Consider the following 25,620-nt stretch of genomic DNA (forward strand, 5'->3'; position numbering starts at 1 on the left):
GGCAAGCCGGCTCCTACAGGTTTTGCACAGTCGCCATCCCTGTAGGAGCCGGCTTGCCGGCGATAGCGTCCGTGAACCAATTACAGAAATCCGGTCATAAGGTGTGTCCCGAACCGCCTGCCAGGTCATCAAAGAACTGCCCGAGCAATTCGGGTAACGACTTGGAAGCCACTGCCACAGGATTCGGGATGCTTGAATTAGTTGCCGCGTTTATTTGCCTCACCACCCTCCTCACCTACGTCAACTACCGCTTCATCGGCTTGCCGCCGGCCATCGGCGTGATGGTCACGGCGCTGTTGTTCTCGCTGATTCTGCAGGGGTTGAGCCTGATCGGCTTCCCCGGGCTTGAAGAGCGCGTCGAAGGGCTGATGAACCAGATCGACTTCAACGACCTGCTGATGCACTGGATGCTGTCGTTCCTGCTGTTCGCCGGCGCCCTGCACGTCAACCTGACTGACCTGCGCAGCTACCGCTGGCCGATCGGCCTGCTGGCCACCTTTGGCGTGCTGATCGCCACCGTGGTGATCGGCTACCTGGCGCACTGGGTGTTCGCGATGTTCGGCTGGAACGTGCCGATGATCTATTGCCTGCTGTTCGGCGCGCTGATCTCGCCCACCGACCCGATCGCCGTGCTGGGTGCGCTGCGTACCGCCAACGCGCCCAAGCCACTGAAGACCACCATCGTCGGTGAGTCGCTGTTCAACGACGGCACTGCGGTGGTGGTGTTCACCGTACTGCTGGGCATCATCCAGCTGGGCGAGACCCCCAGCGCCTACGACACCGCCGTGCTGTTCGCCCGCGAGGCCATTGGCGGCGTGGTTTTCGGCGGCCTGATCGGCTACGCCACCTACCGCATGATCAAGAGCGTCGAGCAGTACCAGGTGGAGGTGATGCTGACCCTGGCGCTGGTGATCGGCGGTTCGGCCATGTGCTACGAACTGCACGTGTCGGCGCCGATCGCCATGGTGGTGGCCGGCCTGATCATCGGCAACCTGGGGCGTAACCTGGCGATGAACGACATGACCCGTCGCTACATGGACGGTTTCTGGGAGCTGATCGACGACATGCTCAACGCCCTGCTGTTCGCCCTGATCGGCCTGGAGCTGTTGCTGCTGCCGTTCAACTGGCTGCACCTGGCAGCGGGCGGCGTACTGGCGGTAGCGGTGCTGCTGTCGCGCCTGCTGACCGTGGCCCCGGCCATCGTGCTGCTGCGCCGCTGGCGCGCGGTGCCGCAAGGTACGGTACGGGTACTGACCTGGGGTGGCCTGCGCGGCGGGGTTTCGGTAGCCCTGGCCCTGTCGCTGCCGATGGGCGATGAACGTGACCTGCTGCTGTCGATCACCTACATCGTGGTGCTGTCGTCGATCCTGGTGCAAGGTTTGACCATTGGCAAGGTGGTGCGCCGGGTCAGCCAGCAGGCCTGACCCTGATAAAGCAATCGCCGGCAAGCCGGCTCCTACAGGGGAACGCGCGCTCCTGTAGGAGCCGGCTTGCCGGCGATGCTTTTCCGGCACCTACTCGACCGCAGAATCCGGGAACTGGTCCTGCACGTACTTGATCTCGGTACGCCCGTGGGCCGCTGGCAAGCCATCTTCACCCAGGTTGACGAACACCATCTTGTCGACGGTGAGGATGCTCTTGCGGGTGATCTTGTTGCGCACTTCGCACTTGAGGGTGATGGAGGTGCGGCCGAACTCGGTGGCGGTGATGCCCAGCTCGATGATGTCGCCCTGGCGCGAGGCGCTGACGAAGTTGATCTCCGACATGTACTTGGTCACCACGCGCTGGTTGCCCAGCTGGACGATGGCGTAGATCGCCGCTTCTTCGTCGATCCAGCGCAGCAGGCTGCCGCCGAACAGCGTGCCGTTGGGGTTGAGGTCTTCGGGTTTTACCCACTTGCGGGTGTGAAAGTTCATCTGTACTCCTGACCTGCGTGTTAGACGTGCGGTAATGATGGCAGACCGGCGGGTCACTGTTCCATTGAGCATCGACTATCGTCTCGATTAATCGACAGAAAGCCTTTGGCCTGTCACACAGCCGCGGCTATAATCCCTGCCGTTTCCAAGGGTGGCCCACAGCGGCAACCCTCCCGCCACCCGGCCGAGGGGCGCTGCAGCAGGTTCGTCCTGTCAGGCTCGGTCGGGGCGTTGTCCGCCACGCGGACGCTCAACGCACAACGGCGCCCATTCGCACACTACGAATGGAGGCTCTTCATGAGCGCTGTAAACACGCCTGCCGGTTTTACCGACTTCAAAGTCGCTGACATCTCCCTGGCCGCCTGGGGTCGTCGCGAAACCATCATCGCCGAATCGGAAATGCCTGCACTGATGGGCCTGCGTCGCAAGTACCTGACCGAGCAGCCGCTCAAGGGTGCGAAGATCCTGGGCTGCATCCACATGACCATCCAGACTGCCGTGCTGATCGAAACCCTGGTTGCCCTGGGTGCCGAAGTGCGCTGGTCGTCCTGCAACATCTTCTCGACTCAAGACCAGGCCGCAGCTTCGATCGCCGCTGCCGGCATCCCGGTGTTCGCCTGGAAAGGCGAAACCGAAGAAGAGTACGAGTGGTGCCTGGAGCAGACCATCCTCAAAGATGGCCAGCCATGGGACGCCAACATGATCCTCGACGACGGCGGTGACCTGACCGAGCTGCTGCACAAGAAGTACCCGCAGGTACTGGACCGCGTGCACGGCGTGACCGAAGAAACCACCACCGGCGTGCACCGCCTGCTGGACATGCTGGCCAAGGGCGAGCTGAAAGTCCCGGCGATCAACGTCAACGATTCGGTCACCAAGAGCAAGAACGACAACAAGTACGGCTGCCGTCACAGCCTGAACGACGCCATCAAGCGCGGTACCGACCACCTGCTGTCGGGCAAGCAGGCCCTGGTGATCGGCTACGGTGACGTGGGCAAGGGCTCGGCCCAGTCGCTGCGTCAGGAAGGCATGATCGTCAAGGTCACCGAAGTCGACCCGATCTGCGCCATGCAGGCCTGCATGGACGGCTTCGAGCTGGTCTCGCCGTTCATCGACGGCGTCAACGACGGCACCGAGGCAAGCATCGACAAGGCCCTGCTGGGCAAAGTCGACCTGATCGTCACCACCACCGGTAACGTCAATGTCTGCGACGCCAACATGCTCAAGGCCCTGAAAAAGCGCGCCGTGGTGTGCAACATCGGCCACTTCGACAACGAAATCGACACCGCTTTCATGCGCAAGAACTGGGCATGGGAAGAGGTCAAGCCGCAGGTACACAAGATCCACCGTACCGGCGCTGGCGAGTTCGACCCGCAGAACGACGACTACCTGATCCTGCTGGCCGAAGGCCGCCTGGTGAACCTGGGCAACGCCACTGGCCACCCAAGCCGCATCATGGACGGCTCGTTCGCCAACCAGGTGCTGGCGCAGATCTTCCTGTTCGAGCAGAAGTACGCCGACCTGTCGGCCGAGAAGAAAGCCGAGCGTCTGACCGTTGAAGTACTGCCGAAGAAGCTCGACGAAGAAGTGGCCCTGGAAATGGTCCGCGGCTTCGGTGGCGTGGTCACCAAGCTGACCAAGCAGCAGGCCGACTACATCGGCGTGACCGTCGAAGGCCCGTTCAAGCCGCACGCCTACCGCTACTAAGCGGCAAGCTTTGAGCTGCAAGAACAAGCAGTCCACGTGATTGCTACTTGCAGCTCAAGCACCACGATCTTGAACGATGCCAAGCCAGATCGGCCTTCACCGATCTGGCTTTTACTTGCAGCTTGTAGCTCGCCGCTTGCTGCTTGAGGAACGAGTGATGTCACAAGAACGCCGCTACAGTTTCGAGTTCTTCCCCACCAAGACCGACGCCGGCCACGAAAAACTGATGGGCGTCGCCCGCCAGCTGGCCAGCTACAACCCGGACTTCTTCTCCTGCACCTACGGTGCCGGCGGCTCGACCCGCGACCGCACCCTGAACACCGTGCTGCAGCTGGAAAACGAAGTGAAGGTGCCAGCCGCCCCGCACCTGTCCTGCGTCGGCGACACCAAGGCCGAACTGCGCGCCCTGCTGGCCGAGTACAAGGCCGCCGGTATCAAGCGCATCGTCGCCCTGCGCGGCGACCTGCCGTCGGGCATGGGCATGGCCAGCGGCGAGCTGCGCTACGCCAGCGACCTGGTCGAGTTCATCCGCCAGGAAACCGCCGACCACTTCCACCTGGAAGTCGCCGCCTACCCCGAGATGCACCCCCAGGCGCGCAACTTCGAAGCGGACCTGGCCAACTTCGCGCACAAGGTCAAGGCCGGTGCCGACAGCGCCATCACCCAGTACTTCTTCAACGCCGACAGCTACTTCTACTTCGTCGAGCGCGCGCAGAAGCTGGGCGTGGACATCCCGGTGGTGCCGGGCATCATGCCGATCACCAACTACAGCAAGCTGGCGCGCTTCTCCGACGCCTGCGGCGCCGAGATTCCGCGCTGGATCCGCAAGCAGCTGGAAGCCTATGCCGACGATACCGCCAGTATCCAGGCCTTCGGTGAAGAAGTGATCACCCGCATGTGCGAACAACTGCTGCAAGGCGGCGCACCGGGCCTGCACTTCTACACCCTGAACCAGGCCGAGCCGAGCCTGGCGATCTGGAACAACCTGAAGCTGCCGCGCTGAGCGCTGCGCACCTTCGAGGGCCTTGGTTCAGCGACCAAGGCCCTTTTTGTTTGTGCAGCCCAATTTCGCAACGCATGGCACCGGCTAAAGCCGCCAGACAGCTTCAGGCTTGCGCTGTACCTGTAGGAGCCGGCTTGCCGGCGATGAGGCCGGCACAGGCACGGCGCTCGATTCGGCCGTTACACGCCCCTGCTTGCAAGTTCACCCGCGCCGGTGTTCACAACTCAAGCCCGTCTTCACTGGCTGGCGCCCAGCCAAGCGGGTACTCTCGCCCCATGCCCCTAGTCCGCCTGCTCCTGATCCTGTTGCTGACCTGCCTGAGCCCGTTGGCCCAGGCCGAACGCCTGCGCCTGGTGAGTGACGAATGGGCGCCCTACCTTTACCTGGAAAACGGTCAACCCAAGGGCGTCGACTACGAAGTGGCCAACGCGGTATTCAATCGCCTGGGTGTCGAGGTGCAGTGGGATTTCATGCCGTGGAAGCGCTGCCTGGCGATGGTCCAGCAGGGTTTGGCCGATGGCGTGCTGGATATCTTCAAGGTCGAGGCCCGCGAGGGTTTTCTGGTCTATCCGGACGAGCCCATGTCCGAGGTGGAGTTCGTCCTGTACCAGGCCAGCGCCCGCCGCCATCGGGTCGAACGCCTGGAGGACCTGGCCGGCCTGACCATCGGCACCTCGCCGGGCTACACCTACGGCGGGGCGTTCAATGAATCGCCGCTGTTTCGCCGCGAGCCTGCGCCCAGCCATGAAGCCAATTTCGGCAAGCTGGCACTGGGGCGTATCGACCTGCTGCTGACCGACCGCCGGGTGGGCCGCTTCTTGCGCCGGCAACTGGGGCTGGGGCAGAGCATCGAGGAGCTGCCACTGGTGGTCAGCCGCCAGCAGCAGTACCTGGGGCTAGCCCGCAAACCTGGGCGCGAAGCCTTGGCCCGCGCATTTTCCGAGGAGTTGCAGCGCTTTCGCCAGGAGCCGGCCTATGCCGCCATCCAGGCCCGCTACGACGGCGCGGATGATTTTCCTTTCGCCGTTGAGCAGCAGGAACGCAGCACACGCTGATTGCTCTGTTATACTCGGGCCTTCCCGCCCGGCTCACGCCCGGACGCTCGGCCTCGCCACAGCCTTCCAGACCCGCGGCAGCACACGCTCAGTGCCCGCCCGCCGCCTTCCGGATGCGCCGTGACCGCCCAGCTGGACCGGACGCGATCGCATCCCTCCGATGCCCGTCGCGCCAGGCAGAACACCCCCATAGGGCCCAGCCCTCACGAGAACAGGATCGCCCATGTCCTTTGCTTCCCTCGGTCTCTCCGAGGCTCTTGTCCGCGCTATCGAGGCTGCGGGCTATACCCAGCCCACTCCGGTGCAACAGCGGGCTATTCCCGCCGTGTTGCAAGGCCGCGACCTGATGGTTGCCGCCCAGACAGGTACTGGTAAGACCGGCGGTTTCGCACTGCCGATTCTCGAGCGCCTGTTCCCCGGCGGCCACCCTGACAAATCGCAGCGCCACGGCCCGCGCCAACCCCGCGTGCTGGTGCTCACCCCCACCCGCGAGCTGGCCGCCCAGGTGCACGACAGCTTCAAGGTTTACGCCCGCGACCTGAACTTCATCAGCGCCTGCATTTTCGGCGGTGTTGGCATGAACCCGCAGGTGCAGGCCATGGCCAAGGGTGTCGACGTGCTGGTCGCCTGCCCGGGCCGCCTGCTCGACCTCGCCGGCCAAGGCAGCGTCGACCTGTCCAAGGTCGAGATCCTGGTGCTGGACGAAGCCGACCGCATGCTCGACATGGGCTTCATCCATGACGTGAAGAAAGTCCTGGCCCGCCTGCCGGCCAAGCGCCAGAACCTGCTGTTCTCGGCCACCTTCTCCAAAGACATCACCGACCTCGCCGACAAGCTGCTGCACAACCCCGAGCGCATCGAGGTCACGCCGCCGAACACCACCGTCGAGCGTATCGAGCAGCGCGTGTTCCGCCTGCCGGCCAGCCACAAGCGCGCACTGCTGGCGCACCTGATCACCATGGGTGCCTGGGAACAGGTGCTGGTGTTCACCCGCACCAAGCACGGCGCCAACCGCCTGGCCGAGTACCTCGAAAAACACGGCCTGACCGCTGCCGCGATCCACGGCAACAAGAGCCAGAACGCCCGCACCAAGGCGCTGGCCGACTTCAAGGCCAACAGCGTGCGCGTGCTGGTGGCCACCGACATCGCCGCCCGCGGCCTGGACATCGACCAGTTGCCCCACGTGGTCAACTTCGAGCTGCCCAACGTCGAGGAAGACTACGTGCACCGCATCGGCCGTACCGGCCGTGCCGGCCGCTCGGGCGAGGCCATCTCGCTGGTGGCTCCGGACGAAGAAAAGCTGCTCAAGAGCATCGAGCGGGTCACCAAGCAGCGCATCCCTGATGGCGACCTGATGGGCTTTGACGCATCGCAAGTCGAGGCAGAAAAGCCAGAAGTGCGCGAGCGCCCGCAGAACAACGGCCGTGGCGGTCGCAACCAGCAGGCCCGCGGCGAAGGCAGCAAAGACGGCAGCGGCGGTCGCAAGGACAAGGGCAAGGACAAAGGCAAGAGCAAGCCTGCGGCCGAAAAGCCTGCCGACAAGGAGAAGTCCGGCGACAACAAGCAGCAGCAAGGCCAGCAGCGCAAGCCGCGTGACAAGAAGCCGCGCCAGCAGCAGGCCGCACAGGGCCAGAGTGCCATTCCAAAGCCTGCAGCCAACCGTGACCCGGAAGAGTTCCTCGACGACGACGTGGATAACTTCGGTAACCGCGCCGACTACGTCAGCCCCTACCAGAATGCCAAGAACGGCCGTAATCGCCGCCCGGGCGGTAATGGTGGCAATGGCGGCCAGGGCCAGGCCCAAGGCCAACGCAGCGGTGGTGGCCAGGGTCAAGGCCAGGGCCGTGGCAACGGCGGCCAGCAGCGTCAGGGGTCCGGCGAGAAACGCGCCCGCAATGGCGGTGGCAGCAACGGTGGCGGCGCGCGCCGCGACAACAACGCTGGCCGCAATCGCCGTGACGACACCGCCCGCCAGGAGCCTGCCGTGCGCAACCCGCGCGACTCGCAGCCGGCACCGGTGATCATCCGCAAGGAATCCAAGCTCGACCGTTACCCGACGCCCGAGCAACTGGACGACCTGCCAAGCCGCCCACGCGGTGAACGCCCGGCCCTGCTGACCCGCAAGGGCTAAGCAGCGCCCCCTGTAGGAGCCGGCTTGCCGGCGATGAGGCCAGCACAGGCAACCCCGCATTTGAGGTTGTCGCTGATGGCCCTATCGCCGGCAAGCCGGCTCCTACAAGGCCAAAAAAAACGCCGCCCATTGGGCGGCGTTTTTGCTTTGAGCGGCAGAATTACTTCTGCTTCACGCCTTCGACGCTGATGTCCAGGTCGAGGGTCTGCGAAGTCGGGCCTGGGCCCTTGATGCCGAAGTCATTCAGGTTCAGCGTGGTCTTGGCGTTGAAGCCTGCACGCTCGCCGCCCCATGGGTCCTTGCCTTCGCCGTTGAACACAGCCTTGAAGGTGACCGGCTTGGTCACGCCGTGCAGGGTCAGGTCGCCGGTCACGTCGGCAGTCTTCTCGCCAGTCGACTTGACGGCGGTGGAGACGAACTTGGCGTCCGGGTACTTCTTCACGTCGAGGAAGTCGGCGCTGGCGATGTGCTTGTCACGCTCGGCGTGGTTGGACCACAGGCTGGCGGTTTTCAGGTCGACGCTGATCTTGCTGGCTTCAGGCTTGGCGCTGTCCCAGCTGAAGTTGCCGTCGAAATCCTTGAAAGTGCCGTGGATGAAGCTGTAGCCCAGGTGGCTGATCTTCCAGTCGACGAACGCGTGCTGGCCTTCCTTGTCGATCTTGTACTCGGCGGCCATGGCCTGGCCGGCGGTGAACAGAGCGGTACCGAGCGCCAGGGCGGCAAAAGTCTTTTTCAACATCCTTACTTCCTTCCTTTGCAATTGAGGTTGAGAGTCAAGCTTTGCGGCCCAGCATGCGGGTGAGGGTCGCGTCACGGTCGATGAAATGGTGCTTGAGCGCGGCCAGGCCGTGCAACGCGGCAAAGATCACCAGGCCCCAGGCCAGCCACAGGTGGATCACCCCGGCGGTGTCGGCCTGGTCAGGCAGGTCGCTGATAAGCGCCGGCACCTCGAACAGGCCGAATACCGGAATGCCCACGCCGTCGGCGGTGGAAATCAGGTAGCCCGCGGCCATGACCGCGAACAAACCTGCATACAGTGCCAGGTGCCCAAGCTTGGCGGCCACCCGGGTAAGCGGGCCGTGGTTGGCCGGTGCCGGTGGCGGCGGGCTGACGAAACGCCAGAGTACCCGCAGCACCATCACCGCCAGCAACACCAGGCCGATACTCTTGTGCAGGTCGGGGCCGGACTTGCGCCATGGGCTGTAGTAATCCAGGCCAACCATCCACAGGCCCAGGCCGAACAAGCCGAAAACCGCCAGCGCCACGCCCCAGTGCAGGACGATGCTGACAACGCCATAGCGTGAAGATGAATTGCGCAGTTGCATGTTGGCGTATTTCCCCGTGAAAGCTGTGCACAGACTAACGTGTAACGTATCGAAGAAAAGCGGAAAAAATTGCTTCGGATTATCGAGAAATCCGATGTTTAGTGTGGGCGCATCCTATTAAGGAAACATTAACGATAGACGTATTGAGAAAGGATGTCAGCGCTTGAAAAGCATCGCCGGCAAGCCGGGCTCCTACAGCGGTCTTGTAGGAGCCGGCTTGCCGGCGATAGGGCCGTATCAGTTGGCCTTGGCCTGGCTGTTGGCCGCTGGCTTCTTCGCTGGCTCACCTTTGGCGGTGGCCTTTTTCACCGGCGCTGCCTTGGCGGCAGGCTTGTGCGCAGGCTTTGCAGCCGGCTTGTGTGCAGCCGGCTTGGCTGGAGCAGCCTTTGCAGGCGCTGGCTTGGCTGGCTCTTCCTGGGCCACGGCAGCTGGCGCTGCAGGGGCCGGTGCTGGAGCTGCGGCCGGCGCTACCGGCTCAGCCTTGGCCTCAGGCGCGGGCTTCACCTCTGGCTTGTCACCTCCCCCGAACAGGCGCGAGAAGAAGCCCGGCTTGTCCTGCTTCGGCGCCTCGGCCTTGGCCGCTTCTGCCTTGGCCGGCGCCTTGTCGGACGAGCCGCCGAACAGGTTGGAGAAGAACCCGCCCTTGTCCTTGGCGGCTGCGGCACCTGCCGCACCTGCTGCAGCGGCGCCCGCCACCGCAGTGGCCTTGGCCGGGTCGAAGGACTTGCCGGCGGCCAGGTCCTGCACTTGGCTGGCGGCGCGCTGGCCACTGCGCAGGGCGCCTTCCAGGGTGCCCGGGTACAGTGCGTCGGTGTGCTCGCCGGCAAAGGCGATACGCTGCACCGGGCGCTCCCACAGGCGCCAGAATTTGCTGATCTGGCCTGGGCCGTAGGCCAGATAGGCACCGCCGGTACCGGCGTCGGTGCTGTAACGGCGCACCTCGTAGCCGGTGAAGGCGCCACGGGCCTGCGGGTAGAAGGCGTGCAGGCGGATCAGCACCTGGTCGACCATCTGCTTGTCACCGAATGCCTGCAACAGGCGGGCGTTGTCGCCAGACAGGTTGATCACCACGTTGGCGCCACCCTTGAGGGCCGGCTCGATCCACAGCATGCCCAGGCCGGTGTTACTGAAGATCTCGCCCGACATGCGCGCGCGGCTCTCCCACACCGGGTTCTTGAACTTCAGCATCAGCTGGTCACGCCAGCCGTAGTTGGTGCCCTTGAGCGCCGCCAGGTGCTGGTTGTCCAGGCCTGGGGTGATCTGGATCCTGGCCAGCGCCCGCAGTGGCACGGCCATTACCAGGTAATCTGCCTGGTAGCCGACAGCACCGACCTTGACCGTCACGCCGTCCTTGTCCTGCACGATGGCAGTCACCGGCGAGCTGGTCTTGATGGTCTTGAGCTGCTTGACGAACGCCTGGGCCAGCACCGGGCTGCCGCCCGGCAGGCGCGCGGCGCGCAGGTCACGGTCGCTGACATTGCGGTACACCCGGCTCTGCTGGGCGAAGTACAACAGCGACAGGCGCGACGGTTCGTCGTAACGGCTGCGGATCTGCTGGTTCACCAGCTGGCGGGCAGTGGCTGGCAGTTGCAGCTTGTCCAGCCAGGTGGACACGTTCATCTGGTCAAGGGCGAACAGGGTGCTGTTGGCCGCAGGGTTGAGCGGGTCTTCGATGGAACGGGCGAGGTCGTCGAGGGTCTTCTCGTAGCGCTTGAGCGCCTCGGCCGTGGCCGGCTGCTTGGTGGTCAGGTCGGCGGCGCTGAAGTATTCGCCGTCGATCAGGTAGCCCGGGGTCCGCACGAACTCAGGCGCCGGCAGGGTGCCGAGCTTGAAGCGCTCGAGGTACTGGTTGAGCACAGGCTGGGTCTTGCCGTTGCCGATCCACTCGCTGGTGGCCAGGCCCGAACGCCCGCCGATACCCGGCTTGGCTTCCAGCAGGGTCACCTGCCAGCCCTTGCCCTGCAGCTCGTAGGCCGCGGTCAGGCCTGCCAGGCCGCCGCCGACGACGATCGCCGTCGGCGTCTTGTCCACGGCCTGCGCCGCGGCGCTGGACACACCAATCAATACCAACGCGCACAGGCGCACCCAAGCAGCAGCCATATCGGCAAACTCCGGTTCAGAAAAGGCAGATAAAAGGGGAGGAACGCCCCGGAAAAGGTGCGCTAAGAATACGTCAGGCCCACCTGGCCCGCCAGCTCAGCGACAACAAGTGCCCTTGGCAACTGGCATTTTTGTCAGTAGCCGGATGTACGGCCACAGGCCATGCTCGCGCCTGAACCCAGAGTGCCCGCAAAGAGGCCCTGCCATGACCTATCAGGAAAGCTTCGAACACATCACCCCGCAGTTTCTTGCCGCCAGCACGGCGTACCACACCGACAGCGGCCTGAGCATCCGCGCCAAAGGCACGGCGTGGGCGGGCTTTCACACAGCCTTCAAGGGCGATGAAGGCACCGAGCTGGTCATTGGCGAGCACTGCGAGGTGGAGATCGTCTTCCTGCAGGAGGTCGAGCAGCTGCTGGTGGAGTTCTATGTGGTCAGTGACCAGTACCCCGACGACGTACAAATGCTGATCGACACCGAAGGGCTGAACTACACGCTGCCCCTGGAGCCGCAGCGCAATTTCTACTGGATCACCCTCTCCGGCAGCGGCTTTACCGAGCACCTGCCGGGCCCGGTCGCCAGCCAGCCCCACAGCCAGCTGTTGTTCGGCCCGTTCCGACGCCTGACCATCTCCACCTCCCAGGCCGGCACCGTGCATATTCGCAAGCTGGCATGGACGCGCACCTGCCGCCACTGACAGCAGCGGTTGTCCTGCCCTGCGGCATTGCTTAGGCTTACGCGGTCAAACCAAGCCGTAGTGCCAGGAGAAGTGCCCATGGGCCTCAACGATCAGTGGATGCAACGCGACCTCAAGGTCCTGTGGCACCCCTGCACCCAGATGAAAGACCACGAGCAGCTGCCGCTGATCCCGATCCGCCGCGGCGAGGGCGTGTGGCTCGAGGACTTCGAAGGCAAGCGTTACCTCGACGCAGTCAGCTCCTGGTGGGTCAACGTGTTCGGCCATGCCAACCCGCGCATCAACCAGCGCATCAAGGACCAGGTCGACCAGCTGGAACATGTGATCCTCGCAGGCTTCAGCCATCAGCCGGTGATCGAGCTGTCCGAGCGCCTGGTAGCCATGACTCCGGCGGGCCTTGACCGGGTGTTCTATGCCGACAACGGCTCGTCGTGCATCGAAGTCGCGCTGAAGATGAGCTTCCACTACTGGCACAACACCGGCAAACCACAGAAAAAGCGCTTCGTCACCCTGACCAACAGCTACCACGGCGAAACCATCGCCGCGATGTCGGTGGGCGATGTGCCGCTGTTCACCGAAACCTACAAAGCCCTGCTGCTCGACACCATCAAGGTGCCCAGCCCCGACTGCTACCACCGCCCCGAAGGCATGGGTTGGGAAGAGCACTCGCGGAACATGTTCGCCGCCATGGAGCAGACCCTGGCCGAGCACCACCAGACGATCTCGGCGGTGATCATCGAGCCGCTGATCCAGGGCGCCGGCGGCATGCGCATGTACCACCCGGCGTACCTCAAGCTGCTGCGCGAGGCCTGCGACCGCTACGACGTGCACCTGATCCACGACGAGATCGCCGTGGGCTTCGGCCGCACCGGCACGATGTTCGCCTGCGAACAGGCCGGCATCCGCCCGGACTTCCTGTGCCTGTCCAAGGCGCTGACCGGTGGCTACCTGCCGCTGGCCGCCTGCCTGACCACCGACAAGGTGTACCAGGCGTTCTACGACGACTACCCGACCCTGCGCGCCTTCCTGCACTCGCACAGCTACACCGGCAACCCGCTGGCCTGTGCCGCAGCCCTGGCAACGCTGGATATATTCGAGCAGGACAACGTGATCGAGCAGAACAAAGCCCTGGCCACGCGCATGGCCAGCGCCACCGCGCACCTGGCCGACCACGCCCATGTTGCCGAAATCCGCCAGACCGGCATGGCCCTGGCCATCGAGATGGTCAAGGACAAAACCAGCAAAACTGCCTACCCGTGGCAGGAGCGCCGTGGCCTTAAGGTCTTCGAGCACGCCTTGACCCGCGGCGCCCTGCTGCGCCCGCTGGGCAGCGTGGTGTACTTCCTGCCGCCGTACGTGATAACCCCCGAGCAGATCGACTTCCTCGCCGAAGTGGCCAGCGAAGGCATCGACATCGCCACCCGCGAAAGCGTCAGCGTGGCCGTACCGGCCAACTTCCACCCCGACTTCCGCGACCCGGGCTAAGCCCGGAAAGTCGCCAGTCCCCTGTAGGAGCCGGCTTGCCGGCGATTGCGATGGTGAATGTGCCGCCGCAATCGCCGGCAAGCCGGCTCCTACAAGGTCGATGTCTACCCACATTCCGAGCACACCATGAGACTGTCCCGCTTCTTCATCGACGCCCCCCTTTCTGTCGGCGAGCACGAGCTCCCCGAAGCCCAGGCCCACTACATCGGCCGCGTGCTGCGCATGGCTGCAGGCGATGCCGTGCAGCTGTTCGACGGCAGCGGCCAGGAATACTTAGGCCAACTGCTCGAGGTGGGCAAGAAAAGCGTGCGCGTGCAGCTCGACCAGGCCCTGCCCGGCCAGGCCGATTCGCCCTTGCACGTGCACCTGGGCCAGGGCCTGTCGCGCGGCGAGCGCATGGACTGGGCGATTCAGAAGGCCACCGAACTGGGCGCCAACCAAATCACCCCGATCGTCAGCGAACGCTGCGAAGTACGCCTGAAAGACGAGCGCGCCGACAAGCGCCTGGCCCACTGGCGCCAAGTGGCGATCAGCGCCTGTGAGCAGTGCGGCCGCTCCACCCTGCCGGTCATCCACCCGCCAGTCACCCTGGCCGAATGGCTCAAAAGCACCGAGGCCGACCTCAAGCTGGTGCTGCACCCGGTCGCCGAGCCACTGACCAGCCACGAAAAGCCTGCCCGCCTGGCCTTCCTGATCGGCCCCGAAGGCGGCCTGAGCGACGCCGAGGTGGAGCAGGCCAAGGCCGCCGGCTACCATGCCGCACGCCTGGGCCCACGGGTGCTGCGCACCGAAACCGCGCCGGTGGTGGCGTTGTCGGTCGCGCAACAGTTGTGGGGTGATTTTTAACGCACGTAGAAGTACACCGCGACGAAGTGCATCAGGCTGCCGACGATCACGAACAGGTGCCAGATGCCGTGGGCGTGGCGCAGGCGGCTGTCGAGCGCGAAGAAGATGATGCCGATGGTGTAGAACGCACCACCGGCCGCCAGCCAGGCAAACCCTGCGCCGCCCAGGCTGTGCAGCAGCGGCTTGACCGCCACCAGCACGATCCAGCCCATCACTGCGTAGATGATGATTGACAGGATGCGCGCCTCCGAGCGCGGCTTGATCTCCTGCAGCATGCCGATCAGCGCCAGCCCCCAGACCACACCGAACAGGCTCCAGCCCCAGGGCCCGCGCAGGCTGACCAGGCAGAACGGTGTGTAGCTGCCGGCGATCAGCAGGTAGATCGACAGGTGGTCGAGCTTGCGCATGACCCGTTTCGCCCGGCCACGGGTGCTGTGGTAAAGCGTGGAGATGCTGTAGAGCAACAGCAGCGTGAAGCCGTAGATGGAGAAGCTGACGATCTTCCAGGGGTCGCCCTGCAAGCCCGCCACGACGATCAGCCAGACCGCGCCGATACAAGCCAGTACCGCGCCCACCAGGTGGGTCCAGGCGTTGAAGCGTTCACCGTAGTACATGCAAGCACAGACCTCCGAAGGTATGTCGGGTTCCTGTCGGGAGCAGGTTTACTGCAGCTCCAAAAGCGCTGCGGCCCTTGTAGGAGCCGGCTTGCCGGCGATCACCGGCACCGCCGGTGCCATCCGGTATTCATGCTGCCTGTCCCGGCCTCATCGCTGGCAAGCCAGCTCCTACAGGGGGCTGCGTCGCAGCAGCCTAACCCGGCCCAGGTTGCAATTGCGCGTCACGCACCAGCCGCTCCAGCCCGGCCAGGTCCGGTACCCGTGCCACCTGCTCGCCCACCTGCACCGCCGCCATTTCCAGCGTGGCCAGCGGCACATCCACATAGTTGAGCTGGCTGTCCAGCTTGCACGAGCGCGGAATGCCCTGCAGCAGCAACGCCAGGTAGCGCAGCCCGGTATCGCCCAGGGCATTGAGCACCACCACCCGCGCCCGCTCGCCGCAGGGCGTGTGCCCGCCGCAGGCGGCCTCGAAGCCGATCAGCGGCAGGCGCTGCTGGCGCCAGTCCACCCAGCCCATGTGCCAGTCCACCTCGCCCTCCTCACAGGCCACACTGCGCTGGCCGATCAGCTCGGCCACCGCCACGTTGGGCAGTACCAGGGTGCGGTCGCCCAAGGGCAGCAGCAGCCCGGTCAGGCTGCTGCGCTGGCCGGCGATATGTTCAAGCATGCTGCTGGCTCCAGTGGGCGATGCTCTGCAGCAGGACCGATTCCTGATACGGCTTGCCCAGGTATTCGTTGACGCCGATGGCCATGGCCCGCTCGCGATGCTTCTGCCCGGTGCGCGAGGTGATCATGATGATCGGCAGCCCTTTCAGCCGCTCGTCGCGGCGTATTCGCGTGGCCACCTCGAAGCCGTCCATGCGCGGCATCTCGATGTCCAGCAACAGCACGTCGGGGCGGTGCTCCTCGAGCAAGGCCATGGCGTCGACCCCGTCCTTGGCGGTCAGCACGCTCATGCCGTGGCGCTCGAGCAAACGGCTGGTGACCTTGCGCACGGTCACCGAGTCGTCCACCACCATCACCAGCAACGGCCGGCGCGGCACCGGGCCGATCAGCGCGCGCTGGCCATCGCCACCACCCGGCAGGCGTGCCAGGCGCCGCTGCTGGCCGCGCAACTGGCCGAGCAGGTCGAGGATCAGCACCACCCGGCCATCGCCGAGCAAGGTCGCACCGGACAGCCCCGGTACCGCGGCGAACTGCGGCCCCAGGCTCTTGACCACGATCTCGCGGCTGGGCGACAGGCTGTCGACCTGGATGGCGAACGACTGCTCATGGGAATGGGTCAGCAGTACCGGTAGCGGCACGCTCTGCCCCAGCAAGGCCGGCTGGCCGCTGCCCTGCACCAGTTCGCCCAGGTAACGCAGCGCATAGTCGTGCCCGGCGTAGGTGTAGCGTGGCGGGTCGAGGCGGTAGCAGGCCTCCAGCTCCGCCGGCGGCACCCGCACGATGCCTTCGATGGTGTTCAGCGGAATCGCGTATTGCTCATCGCCCAGGTGCACCATCAGCGCCCGGTTCATCGACACGGTGAACGGCAGGCGGATCAGAAAGCGTGCACCGCGCCCGGGGCTGGACTCGATGCTCATCGAGCCGCCGAGCTGCTTGACCTCTTCATGCACCACGTCCATACCCAGGCCGCGCCCGGAAATCTGGGTGATCTTCTCGGCCGTGGAAAACCCCGGGCGCAAGATGAACTGCAGGATCTCGTGGTCGCTCAACTGCGCCTGCGGGTCGAGCAGGCCGCGCTTGATGGCCTTTTTGCGCACTGCCTCCAGCGGCACCCCGGCACCGTCGTCGCTCATTTCGATGACGATGTCGGCGCCTTCGTGCAGCAGGTTCAAGTGAATGGTGCCCAGCTCCGGCTTGCCGGCAGCCAGGCGTGCCTCGCGCGACTCCAGGCCGTGGTCGACGGCGTTACGCAGCATGTGCTCAAGGGGCGCCACCATGCGCTCCAGCACGCTGCGGTCCAGTTCGCCCTCGGCGTTGCCGACCACCAGTTCGACCTGCTTGCCCAGCTCGCTGGCCACCTGGCGTACCACACGTTGCAGGCGCGGCACCAGGCGCTCGAAGGGCACCATAAGAGTGGCGGTCAGGCCTTCTTGCAACTGGCTGTTGACCCGCGCCTGCTGCTGCAGCAGGCCGTGGGTTTCCTGGGAGCGCTGCAACAGTGTTTCGCGCAGGTCAAGCAGGTCGGAGGCCGACTCGAACAGCGCCCGCGACAGCTGCTGCAACTGCGAATGGCGGTCCATCTCCAGCGGGTCGAAGTCGTCGTATGCGTCGCCTTCGAACTGCTGGCGGCTGGAGATACGCCCCTGGGTTTCGATATCCAGGCGCAGCAACTGGTCGCGCATGCGCTCCAGGGTGGTTTCCATCTCGTTCAGGGCAAACTGCGCGTCGTTGACCTGCTGCTCGATCCGCCCGCGAATCACCGCGTGCTCACCGGCCAGGTTGCCCAGGTCGTCGAGCAGCTCGGCATCCACCTTGACCATGTCCCCCGCCCGCTCGGGCGCGGCGGCGGGCACTTCCAGCGCTACCGGCTCGACCGCTGCCTGGCCGGCGGCGCTGTCGGTGAGGGCGGCGCTGGAGAAATTGCGAATGTAGTCGATCAGCGCGGTGGCGGCGTGCAGTTGCTGGCCCATGCGCACCGCGTCGAGCATGTGCGCCAGGCGGTCGTGGCAGTTCTGCAGCAGGCTGAACAGGGCCGGCGTCGGCGGCAGGCGCCCGGCTGCCAGCAGCTCGTAGAGAAACTCCAGCTCGTGGGCCAGGTCACCGATAGCAGTGATCTCGACCATGCGCGCACCACCCTTGAGGGTGTGCAAGTCGCGCAGCAGGTTCTCTACCTCCACCGTGCTGCGCGGGTCGGCCTGCCAGCGGGCCAGGGACTCGGCGGCGCTCTCGACGATGTCCGAGCTTTCTTCGAGGAAGACTTCCAGCAGTTCCTTGTCGCCTGCTGCCTCTTCCACGTCTTCCGGAGCAGCTGGCGCAGCGGGCGGCGGTGCGCTGTGGCGGAACTCGCGCAGCTCACCCAGCAGCGCCACCGCCGACACCGGTGCCTGGCCGTCGCACAGGCTTTGCAGCATGTCGGCCAAGGTTGCATGGCTGTGCCACAGCAGCGTGAACAGCGCCTCGCTGGCCCCCAGGCGGCGGTCCACCAAGCCCTCGTAGAGCAGCGCCAGTTCCTGGGCCAGTACTTCCACCGCGCCGATGGCGGCCATCTGCGCACCGCCTTTTAGTGTCTGCACATCGTGCTGCAGCGCCGACAGCGCCGAGACGCTGTCGGGCTCCTGCTGCCAATGGCGCAAGGCGTCGGCTGCGCTTTCAAGAATGTCGGCGGCCTCTTCGAGGAACAGCTCGACCACCGCCTGGGCCGGCAGCGGGTCGGGGCTGGCCAAGGCTTGCACCCCCTGCGCGCCGACCACCCCGAGCGCACTCGGGTCCAGCGCGTCGTCGAGCACCCCGCGCAGCGCCGCCAGGCACTCGGGGCGGGCGCTCAGGTCCTGGCCTGCGGCAATTTCGTCGAGCAGGTCGAACAGGGTTTCATGGGCGTCGCGGGCAACGGCGAAGAAGCGCTGGTTCGCCGGCAGGCTGCCCTCCTCCACCGCACCGTACAGGTCCAACAGGCCCTCGCAGATTTCATCCACTTGCCACAGCTCGGCCTGGTGCGCGGCATGACCGAGGCTGGTCATGTCGTCGAGCAGGGTTTCCAGCCCCTGGCGGGCGGCCGGCTGCTGCTGCCAGTGGGTGAGCAGGTTTTCGGCATCGAGCAGGGTGTCCATGGCCCGGCCCAGGAAGCTGGCAATCAGCTGCGGGTCGCGCCGGTTGCGGCGTGGTTGCGGCGAATCGGCCTGCTGCTGCGCCAGGCGTGCATCGACAGTCTGGCCGACCTGCTCGATCAGCTCGGCGGCGCCCGGGATCGGCGCCAGCGGGGTGCTGTTCAGTTGCGCCAGGCCCAAATGGAACAACGCCCGGGCCGCTTCCAGCAGTTCGATTTCCACCAGCAGCAGCGGCTGCTCATGGCCTTTGTATTCGCGCACCAGGCGGTCGAGGGCGGTGGCCAGCTCAGCCACCGGCATCACCCCGGCCATCGCCGCGCTGCCCTTGAGGGTATGCAGGGCACGCTGCAGGCCGTCGCTGACCGGCGCGCCCCGGGGGTCGGCAGCCTGCAGCCAGGCTTCGAGCGCTGCCAGGTGGCCCTGGGCTTCGTTGCGGAAGATCTCCAGCAGGTTCGGGTCGAGCCCGTCGATACTGGCGGCTGGGGCGGCATCGTTGAGCGCCAGGGCATGCAGGTGGCCCGCCAGCTGCTCGACTTCTGCCGTGGCCGGCACCAGGCCGGCGGCGAAGTCGGCCAACAGGTCGGGCAGGCGCACGAACACCTGCTGCAAGGCCACCAAGCCTTCGGCGCTGAGCACGATGCGCCCTTCGAGCACACGGTTGAGCAGGTGCTCGGCGCCCCAGGCCAGTTCAGCCACGGCCTGGGCATGCACCATGCGCCCGCTGCCCTTGAGCGTATGCAAGGCCCGGCGCACCTCCACCAGGGCATCGCGCAGGCTGTTATCGGCGCGCCAGCGCAGCCAGTGGCGCTCGATCTCCGGCAGCAGCTCGCCGGCCTCTTCGAGGAATACTTCGCGCAGCTCGTCATCGATGCCGTCCACCGCCAAGCCGGCAATGGCTGCGGTTTCCGGGTGCCGACAATGCACACCTAGGGCCGACAAGCCGGCATGGGCCATGTCGATGAACGCTTGCGCGTCGGCCAAGGGGTCGGCCACCCGCCATTGCAAGTAGGCTTCGATGGCGCACAGGGCGTCGGCCAGGTGCGCCAGCTCATCGGGCAGCGGCTCCTCTTCAAGGTGCCCCAGCCAGCCCTGCACGTAGCCGGCGGCGCCGGCGAACACCTCGGCGGCGGCCGGCAGCATCAGCATCGCCAAGGCCCCGCGCACCTGTTGCAGCAGCCCGGGCAGGGCTTGCAAGCGCTGGCGCGACCAGTCCGACTCCAGGCAGTCGCCGATCAAATCCTTGGCCTGCTGCAGCACGTTCAGCGATTCGTTGAGCACCAGCTGGCGGGTATCGGCCAGATCGGCGCCGGGCAGGCTGCCGGGCTCGGTTTCTTCCAGCGGGCCAACCATGCCGTTGAGGGTCGCCTCGACATACAGCAGCGCCCCGGCCACATCCATCAGCACCGCTTCATCCACGCCATCGCCCTGCTCCACCAGCGCCTGCAATGCCAGCACCTGGTCGATGATCACCCGCCGTGGCTGCTGGAAACCCAGCACAGCCAGGGTGTCGGCCACATGCCGCAGCGGCGCCAGCAAGGCCTCCAATGGCTCGCGCGGGGTTTGCTCGCCAGCGACGAACGGGTCCAGGCGTTCCTTGATGCGCATCAGGTCGTCGCACAGCGCCATCACCACCGAGCGCAGCGCATCGCGCCCGGGGCCGGCCTGCATGTGCTCGCGCCAGTTGCCCAGCGACAGGTCGAGGTCGGCCAGGTCGGCCGCGCCCGCCAGGCGCTGGCCCAACTCGCCGAGCAGGCTGCCTTGCGCCAGGGGTTCGGCGCCGCGACAGGCGCGCAGCTGGTTGAGCAGCGGCAGCACCACCAGCGGCAGGTCGTGGCGTGCACCGCGTAGCCGGTCAAGATACGGCGGCAGTTGCTCCAGGCCGCGGAACAGCGCGCCCAGGCAGTCGCCGCGCGGCGCCACCTGGCCGTCGGCCATGGCTTGGCCCAGCAGCTCCAGCTCTTCGGCCAGGCGCATGGCCCCGGGCAGCTCGAGCATGCGCAGGCAACCGTGCACCTGGTGCAGGTTGTCCACCACGAACGCCAGCAGCGACAGGTCGCCGGTTTCTCCGGCAAAGCGCTCCAGGGCCTGGCGCGCCTGGCCCAGGCAGTCGAGCATGGGCGCCTTGGCCCAGGCCAGGGCCACGGTGTCGTGGCGCATGCCGGTGATGCTGGGCTGGCTCACGGGCGCTCGACCTTGGGCAGGGTGAACCCGGACACCGAGCGGCGCATCTCGCTGGCCATGCGCGCCAGGTGGCGAATGCTGTCGGCGGTGGCGCTGGAGCCGGTGGACGTCTGCGCGGTGATCTGCTGGATCACCGCCATGGTGTGGGAAATCTGCCCGGCCGAGGAGGTTTGCAACTGGGCCGCGTCGGAGATGCTGTGGATCAGTTCGGCCAGGGTCTGCGACACGCCTTCGATTTCGGCCAGCGCCACCCCGGCGTCCTGGGCCAGGCGCGCACCGCGCACCACTTCGGCGGTGGTCTGCTCCATGGAGATCACTGCTTCGTTGGTGTCGGCCTGGATGGTGCGCACCAGCGCTTCGATCTGCCGCGTCGCCGAGGACGAGCGCTCGGCCAGGCGCTGCACCTCGTCGGCGACCACGGCAAAACCGCGCCCGGCCTCGCCAGCCAGCGAGGCCTGGATCGCCGCGTTGAGGGCGAGGATGTTGGTCTGGTCGGCAATGTCGTCGATCAGGCTGACGATGTCGCCGATTTCTTGCGAAGACTCACCCAGGCGCTTGATCCGTTTGGCGGTGTCCTGGATCTGCTCGCGGATGTTGTTCATGCCGTTGATGGTGTTGTGCACCACCTCGTTACCCTTGTTGGCGATGGCCACCGAACGCTCGGCCACCTTGGCCGACTCGTAGGCGTGGGCCGACACCCGGTCGATGGACTCGACCATGTCGCCCACCGCTTCGGAGGCCTCGCTGATCTGCTCGGCCTGGTGCTCGGAGGCCTTGGCCAGCTGGCGCGAAGTGTTCTGGGTGTCCTGCACCGCTGCGGCCACCTGCTCGGCGCTGTGGTTGATGGTGGCCACAAGGTCGCGCAGCTGGTCGACCGAGTAGTTGATCGAATCGGCGATGGCCCCGGTGAAGTCCTCGGTGACCGACACGGTGACGGTCAGATCGCCATCGGCCAGCTCTTCGATTTCATCCAGCAGGCGCATGATCGCCTGCTGGTTGCGTTCGTTCTTTTCGGCGGTCTCGCGCAGCTGGCGGTGGGTGGCGCGCACCATCACCAGGCCGATGAGGATGATCGAGGCCAGCGCCAACAGGCCCAGGGCGTAGCCACCGACGGTGTCGAGGGTGCGCCCGCCGGCCAGGTTCTCGAAGCCGTTGGCCAGGTGCGAGGCCTCGTCGAGCAGGGTTTGCGACAGGCTGAAGATGTTGCCGGCGGCCTCGCGCACGCGCAAAAGCTCCGGCGAGGTTTCGAGGATCTCGTCCACGGAGCCGGCGACGAACTGGAACAGCTCGGCGATCTCGGCCAGCCGCGCGCGGGCATCGGCGTCCTCGACCCGGGTTACCTGGATGGCCGGGTTGCCGGCCAGCATGCCTTCGAGTACCTGGCCGAAACGGCTGGCGTCGCGGCCGAAGGTATCGGCGGCCTGCACCGAGGTGTCTTCGCCGGACAGCACGGTGTTGACCGAGCCCAGAATGCGCTCGGCCAGCAGCAACTGGCGCTGGGCCACGGCTACCTGGCTGGCCGGGGCGCCGCTCTGCAGCAGGATTTCCACCACCTTTTCGTACTCGACCTGCAACTGCGGCACGGTTTCGGCCAGGGTCGCCGCCACCTGGTGCAGCGACAGCACGGTCTGTTCGCTGCCAAGGATGGTGTCGGTGTTCTTGCGCAGGTTTTCCCAGTCCTGGCGCACTGCGTCCATTTCGTCGCGCACCGCTGCCGGCGCCGAGGGCAGGCCGGTGCTCTTGTCGCCATGGCGCAGGTAGTCCCAGCGCCGCTCGAAGTCGTTGCGCGCATCGCTCAGCTGGCGGAACGCCAGGGCCTTGCCGGCGGCGGCCTCGGTGGCGTTCTTGGCGATGCGCTGCGACAGCACGCGCAGCTCGCCGGCGTGGCCGATGTACTGCTTGTCGTGGTTGGCCTGGGTGTTGAGGTAGGCGAAGTTGGCGAACAGCAGCACGATCGACAGGATCAGCACCACGAACAGCACGGTGATCTGCGCGGTACTGCGCGGGCGCTGGGCCACGGCGGCGGGGGATACGGTAGGGCCCGGCTTGGTCACGGCGATATTCCTCTACAACGCCACATCGAGAAACCCCGGCGCCTGGGCCAGGGCGAACGGGCTGAAAATCGCCCAGTTGCGCTCACGGGGGAAATGCCCCTGCACGAACGGCGCTGCGGCGCGAATCAATGGTTGCGGCGGCGACAGCTCGAGGCTGCTCAGGGCGAAGTGCTGCAGGCCCACCACCTCGTCCACCAGCAACCCGGCAAACAGTTCTTCATGGTCCAGCACCAGCACCCGGCGCTGCTTGCCCGGCGTGGCCGGGCCAAGCCCGAAAAAGGCACACAGGTCCATCACTGGCAGCAGCCGCCCGCGCAGGTTGGCCACCCCGCGCACCCAGGGCTGCACCCCAGGCACCCGGCTGCTGCGCGGCTCGCGCAGCACCTCGGCGACCTCGCCCATGGGCGCGACGAACCACTGCCCGGCAATGCGAAAACCAATGCCGCTCCACTGCTGCAGGCGGGTGTCCTGCAGCGGCTGGTCGGCCACCAGCAGGCGGCAACGCCGGTCGATGTCCAGCAGCAGCTCGAAGGCGGTCAGCGACGCGCCCTGGGGGCGGGTGGTCAAGCGCCGAGCACCTCGATGAGCTTGGCGATCAGGGCGTCTTCTTCCACCGGTTTGGTGAGAAAGTCGCGGGCGCCCTGACGGGTGGCCCAGATACGGTCGGTTTCCTGGTCCTTGGTGGTGACTACCACCACCGGGATGGCGCTGGTTTCAGGGTCCTTGCTCAACTGGCGGGTGGCCTGGAAACCGTTCATGCCGGGCATGACGATGTCCATCAGCACCGCGTCGGGCTTCTCTTGCCGGGCCAGGGCCACGCCGTCGGCGCCGTTGTCGGCCTTGAGCACCTGGTGGCCGTGCTTTTCCAGCCATTCGGTCAAGCGGTACATCTCTGTCGGCGAGTCGTCGACAATCAGAACTCGGGCCATGCTGTTTCCCCATGAGGAACGTTGGGCGCCGCCATTTCGAGGCAGCGTCAGGTTACGTGCGGGTCCTGCGCGGCGAAGCCGGGCACGTGGGCACGGATCGCGTCGAGCAGTTCGTCCTTGCTGAACGGTTTGGTCAGAAACTGATCAGAGCCCACTACCCGGCCGCGGGCCTTGTCGAACAGGCCGTCGCGGGACGAGAGCAAGATGACCGGGGTGTCCTTGAATTCGCTGTTGTGCTTGATCACCGCGCAGGTCTGGTAACCGTCCAGGCGCGGCATCAGCACATCGACGAAAATGATGCGTGGCTTGTGGTCGACGATTTTTGCCAGGGCGTCGAAGCCGTCGCTGGCGGTGATCACCTCGCAGCCGGCCTCGCCGAGCAACATCTGCGCGGTGCGGCGGATCGTGCGGGAATCGTCGATCACCATCACCTTCAGGGGTTGTTCCATAGTCGCGCTACCATCGCTGCCGGGGCTGAAATGCGGGGCCGCTTCGCGCCCCATCGCGGCACAAGGCCGCTCCCACAGGTCTGTGCCTTGCACTGAGCTGCCAACCGACGCCGGCCCCTGTGGGAGCGGCCTTGTGTCGCGATGGGCTGCGCAGCAGCCCCGGCGCTTGCAGGTACGGGCAAGGCTTGAGGCCTAAACAGACCACTTGTCCGGCCTTTTTAGCACACTCAAGGTAGCCATTCCATCTGCCCGCCCCCTTGACCCGGCGCGCGCCCGGCGCCACCCTGAGCCACTTTCATTTTCGTGCCATCGCGGCCACCTGCCGCCAAGAGGAATTACCCCATGAGCGTTCGCCTCGGGATTGTCATGGACCCCATCGCGTCCATCTCCTACAAAAAGGACAGCTCGCTGGCCATGCTGCTGGCCGCCCAGGCCCGTGGCTGGGAGCTCTTCTACATGGAGCAGCGCGACCTGTATCAAGGCGAAGGCAAGGCCCGCGCACGCCGCCGCCCGCTCAAGGTGTTCGCCGACCCGGCGCACTGGTTCGAGCTGGGTGACGAGCAGGACGCCCCGCTGGCCGAGCTGGACGTGATCCTGATGCGCAAGGACCCGCCCTTCGACATGGAGTTCGTCTACAGCACCTACCTGCTGGAGCAGGCCGAGGCCGAAGGCGTGCTGGTGGTGAACCGCCCGCAAAGCCTGCGCGACTGCAACGAAAAGCTCTTCGCCACGCTGTTCCCGCAGTGCACCCCACCCACCCTGGTGAGCCGGCGCCCGGACATCATCCGTGAGTTCGCCGCCAAGCACGGTGATGTGATCCTCAAGCCGCTGGACGGCATGGGCGGCACCTCGATCTTCCGCCACCGCGCCGGCGACCCGAACCTCTCGGTGATTCTCGAGACCCTCACCGCACTGGGCGCCCAGCAAATCATGGCGCAGGCCTACCTGCCGGCGATCAAGGACGGCGACAAGCGCATCCTGATGATCGACGGCGAGCCGGTGGACTACTGCCTGGCGCGCATCCCGGCCAGCGGCGAGACCCGCGGCAACCTGGCCGCCGGTGGCCGTGGCGAAGCCCGCCCGCTGAGCGAGCGCGACCGCTGGATCGCCGCCCAGGTGGGCCCGACCTTGCGTGAAAAGGGCCTGCTGTTCGTTGGCCTGGACGTGATTGGCGACTACCTGACCGAAATCAACGTCACCAGCCCGACCTGCATCCGCGAGATCGACGCCGCCTACAACACCAACATCGGCGCCCAGCTGATGGATGCCATTGATCGCAAGCTCAAGGCGCGCTGACCGAGGACAGGTGGCAACACCGCGCAGTGGGGTATGATGCCGGTCCATTTCGACTGAGC

Annotated in this window: 20 protein-coding genes and 1 riboswitch; of the genes, 9 read left to right on the top strand and 11 right to left on the bottom strand. The window is 65.9% G+C overall.

What is annotated here, in order from left to right; genetic code table 11:
• The first annotated feature begins 188 nt into the window (after positions 1–188).
• Positions 189–1,424 carry a cation:proton antiporter gene (locus KSS94_RS24730; RefSeq protein WP_217840650.1) on the top strand — a complete coding sequence of 412 codons (1,236 nt, stop codon included), beginning with the start codon at positions 189–191 and terminating at the stop codon, positions 1,422–1,424.
• A gap of 90 nt (positions 1,425–1,514) precedes the next feature.
• On the opposite strand, the gene KSS94_RS24735 is transcribed toward KSS94_RS24730, so the two are convergent.
• On the bottom strand, positions 1,515–1,916 hold the full coding sequence (locus KSS94_RS24735; RefSeq protein ID WP_012274534.1) for an acyl-CoA thioesterase: 402 nt from the start codon (positions 1,914–1,916) through the stop codon (positions 1,515–1,517).
• Positions 1,917–2,096: 180 nt separating this feature from the next.
• Positions 2,097–2,192, top strand: a riboswitch (S-adenosyl-L-homocysteine riboswitch).
• A gap of 21 nt (positions 2,193–2,213) precedes the next feature.
• Between KSS94_RS24735 and ahcY the strand changes: the two genes are divergently transcribed.
• From ahcY to rhlE2, 4 genes are all read left to right on the top strand, one after another.
• Positions 2,214–3,623, top strand: a complete 1,410-nt coding sequence (gene ahcY, locus KSS94_RS24740) for an adenosylhomocysteinase (RefSeq protein ID WP_217840651.1) — start codon at positions 2,214–2,216, stop codon at positions 3,621–3,623.
• Positions 3,624–3,780: 157 nt separating this feature from the next.
• Entirely contained in the window at positions 3,781–4,626 is an 846-nt protein-coding gene (metF, locus tag KSS94_RS24745) for a methylenetetrahydrofolate reductase [NAD(P)H] (protein WP_217840652.1), read from the top strand.
• Between the two features lie 275 nt (positions 4,627–4,901).
• Positions 4,902–5,681, top strand: a complete 780-nt coding sequence (locus KSS94_RS24750) for a substrate-binding periplasmic protein (RefSeq protein ID WP_217840653.1) — start codon at positions 4,902–4,904, stop codon at positions 5,679–5,681.
• A 223-nt stretch (positions 5,682–5,904) separates the two neighbouring features.
• Positions 5,905–7,812: an RNA helicase RhlE2 gene (gene rhlE2, locus KSS94_RS24755; RefSeq protein ID WP_217840654.1), complete on the top strand. Its 1,908-nt coding sequence runs from the start codon at positions 5,905–5,907 to the stop codon at positions 7,810–7,812.
• Positions 7,813–7,972: 160 nt separating this feature from the next.
• Here rhlE2 and KSS94_RS24760 read toward each other — a convergent pair whose 3' ends face one another.
• The 3 genes from KSS94_RS24760 to KSS94_RS24770 all read right to left on the bottom strand — a co-directional run bounded on the left by KSS94_RS24760 (position 7,973) and on the right by KSS94_RS24770 (position 11,237).
• Positions 7,973–8,551: a YceI family protein gene (locus KSS94_RS24760; RefSeq protein ID WP_217840655.1), complete on the bottom strand. Its 579-nt coding sequence runs from the start codon at positions 8,549–8,551 to the stop codon at positions 7,973–7,975.
• Positions 8,552–8,585: 34 nt separating this feature from the next.
• The gene (locus tag KSS94_RS24765) at positions 8,586–9,137 is read right to left on the bottom strand and encodes a cytochrome b (RefSeq protein ID WP_217840656.1); all 552 of its coding nucleotides are present in this window, start codon (positions 9,135–9,137) and stop codon (positions 8,586–8,588) included.
• A gap of 237 nt (positions 9,138–9,374) precedes the next feature.
• Positions 9,375–11,237: a flavin monoamine oxidase family protein gene (locus KSS94_RS24770; RefSeq protein ID WP_217840657.1), complete on the bottom strand. Its 1,863-nt coding sequence runs from the start codon at positions 11,235–11,237 to the stop codon at positions 9,375–9,377.
• Positions 11,238–11,442: 205 nt separating this feature from the next.
• Between KSS94_RS24770 and KSS94_RS24775 the strand changes: the two genes are divergently transcribed.
• The 3 genes from KSS94_RS24775 (at position 11,443) to KSS94_RS24785 (ending at position 14,265) form a co-directional block, all read left to right on the top strand.
• Positions 11,443–11,934 (top strand): hypothetical protein, encoded by a 492-nt coding sequence (locus KSS94_RS24775; RefSeq protein ID WP_217840658.1) that lies wholly within the window; start codon positions 11,443–11,445, stop codon positions 11,932–11,934.
• A gap of 78 nt (positions 11,935–12,012) precedes the next feature.
• Positions 12,013–13,419, top strand: coding sequence for an adenosylmethionine--8-amino-7-oxononanoate transaminase (locus tag KSS94_RS24780; RefSeq protein ID WP_217840659.1), 1,407 nt, complete (start codon positions 12,013–12,015; stop codon positions 13,417–13,419).
• Between the two features lie 126 nt (positions 13,420–13,545).
• Entirely contained in the window at positions 13,546–14,265 is a 720-nt protein-coding gene (locus KSS94_RS24785) for a 16S rRNA (uracil(1498)-N(3))-methyltransferase (protein WP_217840660.1), read from the top strand.
• Here KSS94_RS24785 and trhA read toward each other — a convergent pair.
• From trhA to pilG, 7 genes are all read right to left on the bottom strand, one after another.
• Positions 14,262–14,879 carry a PAQR family membrane homeostasis protein TrhA gene (gene trhA / locus KSS94_RS24790; protein WP_217840661.1) on the bottom strand — a complete coding sequence of 206 codons (618 nt, stop codon included), beginning with the start codon at positions 14,877–14,879 and terminating at the stop codon, positions 14,262–14,264. The two genes, KSS94_RS24785 and trhA, sit on opposite strands and share 4 nt — an antisense overlap.
• Before the next feature lie 196 nt (positions 14,880–15,075).
• Positions 15,076–15,549 carry a chemotaxis protein CheW gene (locus KSS94_RS24795; RefSeq protein ID WP_217840662.1) on the bottom strand — a complete coding sequence of 158 codons (474 nt, stop codon included), beginning with the start codon at positions 15,547–15,549 and terminating at the stop codon, positions 15,076–15,078.
• Positions 15,542–20,809, bottom strand: a complete 5,268-nt coding sequence (locus KSS94_RS24800) for an Hpt domain-containing protein (protein WP_217843661.1) — start codon at positions 20,807–20,809, stop codon at positions 15,542–15,544. Before KSS94_RS24800 ends, KSS94_RS24795 begins: the two co-directional genes overlap by 8 nt.
• 20 nt (positions 20,810–20,829) lie before the next feature.
• Positions 20,830–22,851 (bottom strand): methyl-accepting chemotaxis protein, encoded by a 2,022-nt coding sequence (locus KSS94_RS24805; protein WP_217843662.1) that lies wholly within the window; start codon positions 22,849–22,851, stop codon positions 20,830–20,832.
• Positions 22,852–22,899: 48 nt separating this feature from the next.
• Complete coding sequence (locus KSS94_RS24810) at positions 22,900–23,454, bottom strand: chemotaxis protein CheW (RefSeq protein WP_217840663.1); 555 nt, start codon at positions 23,452–23,454, stop codon at positions 22,900–22,902.
• Positions 23,451–23,816: a response regulator gene (pilH, locus tag KSS94_RS24815; RefSeq protein WP_217840664.1), complete on the bottom strand. Its 366-nt coding sequence runs from the start codon at positions 23,814–23,816 to the stop codon at positions 23,451–23,453. The genes KSS94_RS24810 and pilH overlap by 4 nt, the downstream gene beginning before the upstream one ends.
• 47 nt (positions 23,817–23,863) lie before the next feature.
• Positions 23,864–24,265: a response regulator gene (gene pilG / locus KSS94_RS24820; protein WP_217840665.1), complete on the bottom strand. Its 402-nt coding sequence runs from the start codon at positions 24,263–24,265 to the stop codon at positions 23,864–23,866.
• A gap of 342 nt (positions 24,266–24,607) precedes the next feature.
• On the opposite strand from pilG, the gene gshB reads away from it, so the two are divergent.
• Positions 24,608–25,561, top strand: coding sequence for a glutathione synthase (gshB, locus tag KSS94_RS24825; RefSeq protein WP_217840666.1), 954 nt, complete (start codon positions 24,608–24,610; stop codon positions 25,559–25,561).
• The last annotated feature ends 59 nt before the right edge of the window (positions 25,562–25,620 follow it).

Source organism: Pseudomonas fakonensis (assembly GCF_019139895.1).
Lineage (GTDB): Bacteria > Pseudomonadota > Gammaproteobacteria > Pseudomonadales > Pseudomonadaceae > Aquipseudomonas > Aquipseudomonas fakonensis.

What these genes read in the sequence shown, in the direction of transcription:
- KSS94_RS24730 (WP_217840650.1), top strand. Translation starts at nt 189, where the DNA reads ATGCTTGAATTAGTTGCCGCGTTTATTTGCCTCACCACCCTCCTCACC.
- KSS94_RS24735 (WP_012274534.1), bottom strand. Translation starts at nt 1,916, where the DNA reads ATGAACTTTCACACCCGCAAGTGGGTAAAACCCGAAGACCTCAACCCC.
- ahcY (WP_217840651.1), top strand. Translation starts at nt 2,214, where the DNA reads ATGAGCGCTGTAAACACGCCTGCCGGTTTTACCGACTTCAAAGTCGCT.
- metF (WP_217840652.1), top strand. Translation starts at nt 3,781, where the DNA reads ATGTCACAAGAACGCCGCTACAGTTTCGAGTTCTTCCCCACCAAGACC.
- KSS94_RS24750 (WP_217840653.1), top strand. Translation starts at nt 4,902, where the DNA reads ATGCCCCTAGTCCGCCTGCTCCTGATCCTGTTGCTGACCTGCCTGAGC.
- rhlE2 (WP_217840654.1), top strand. Translation starts at nt 5,905, where the DNA reads ATGTCCTTTGCTTCCCTCGGTCTCTCCGAGGCTCTTGTCCGCGCTATC.
- KSS94_RS24760 (WP_217840655.1), bottom strand. Translation starts at nt 8,551, where the DNA reads ATGTTGAAAAAGACTTTTGCCGCCCTGGCGCTCGGTACCGCTCTGTTC.
- KSS94_RS24765 (WP_217840656.1), bottom strand. Translation starts at nt 9,137, where the DNA reads ATGCAACTGCGCAATTCATCTTCACGCTATGGCGTTGTCAGCATCGTC.
- KSS94_RS24770 (WP_217840657.1), bottom strand. Translation starts at nt 11,237, where the DNA reads ATGGCTGCTGCTTGGGTGCGCCTGTGCGCGTTGGTATTGATTGGTGTG.
- KSS94_RS24775 (WP_217840658.1), top strand. Translation starts at nt 11,443, where the DNA reads ATGACCTATCAGGAAAGCTTCGAACACATCACCCCGCAGTTTCTTGCC.
- KSS94_RS24780 (WP_217840659.1), top strand. Translation starts at nt 12,013, where the DNA reads ATGGGCCTCAACGATCAGTGGATGCAACGCGACCTCAAGGTCCTGTGG.
- KSS94_RS24785 (WP_217840660.1), top strand. Translation starts at nt 13,546, where the DNA reads ATGAGACTGTCCCGCTTCTTCATCGACGCCCCCCTTTCTGTCGGCGAG.
- trhA (WP_217840661.1), bottom strand. Translation starts at nt 14,879, where the DNA reads ATGTACTACGGTGAACGCTTCAACGCCTGGACCCACCTGGTGGGCGCG.
- KSS94_RS24795 (WP_217840662.1), bottom strand. Translation starts at nt 15,549, where the DNA reads ATGCTTGAACATATCGCCGGCCAGCGCAGCAGCCTGACCGGGCTGCTG.
- KSS94_RS24800 (WP_217843661.1), bottom strand. Translation starts at nt 20,809, where the DNA reads ATGCGCCACGACACCGTGGCCCTGGCCTGGGCCAAGGCGCCCATGCTC.
- pilH (WP_217840664.1), bottom strand. Translation starts at nt 23,816, where the DNA reads ATGGCCCGAGTTCTGATTGTCGACGACTCGCCGACAGAGATGTACCGC.
- pilG (WP_217840665.1), bottom strand. Translation starts at nt 24,265, where the DNA reads ATGGAACAACCCCTGAAGGTGATGGTGATCGACGATTCCCGCACGATC.
- gshB (WP_217840666.1), top strand. Translation starts at nt 24,608, where the DNA reads ATGAGCGTTCGCCTCGGGATTGTCATGGACCCCATCGCGTCCATCTCC.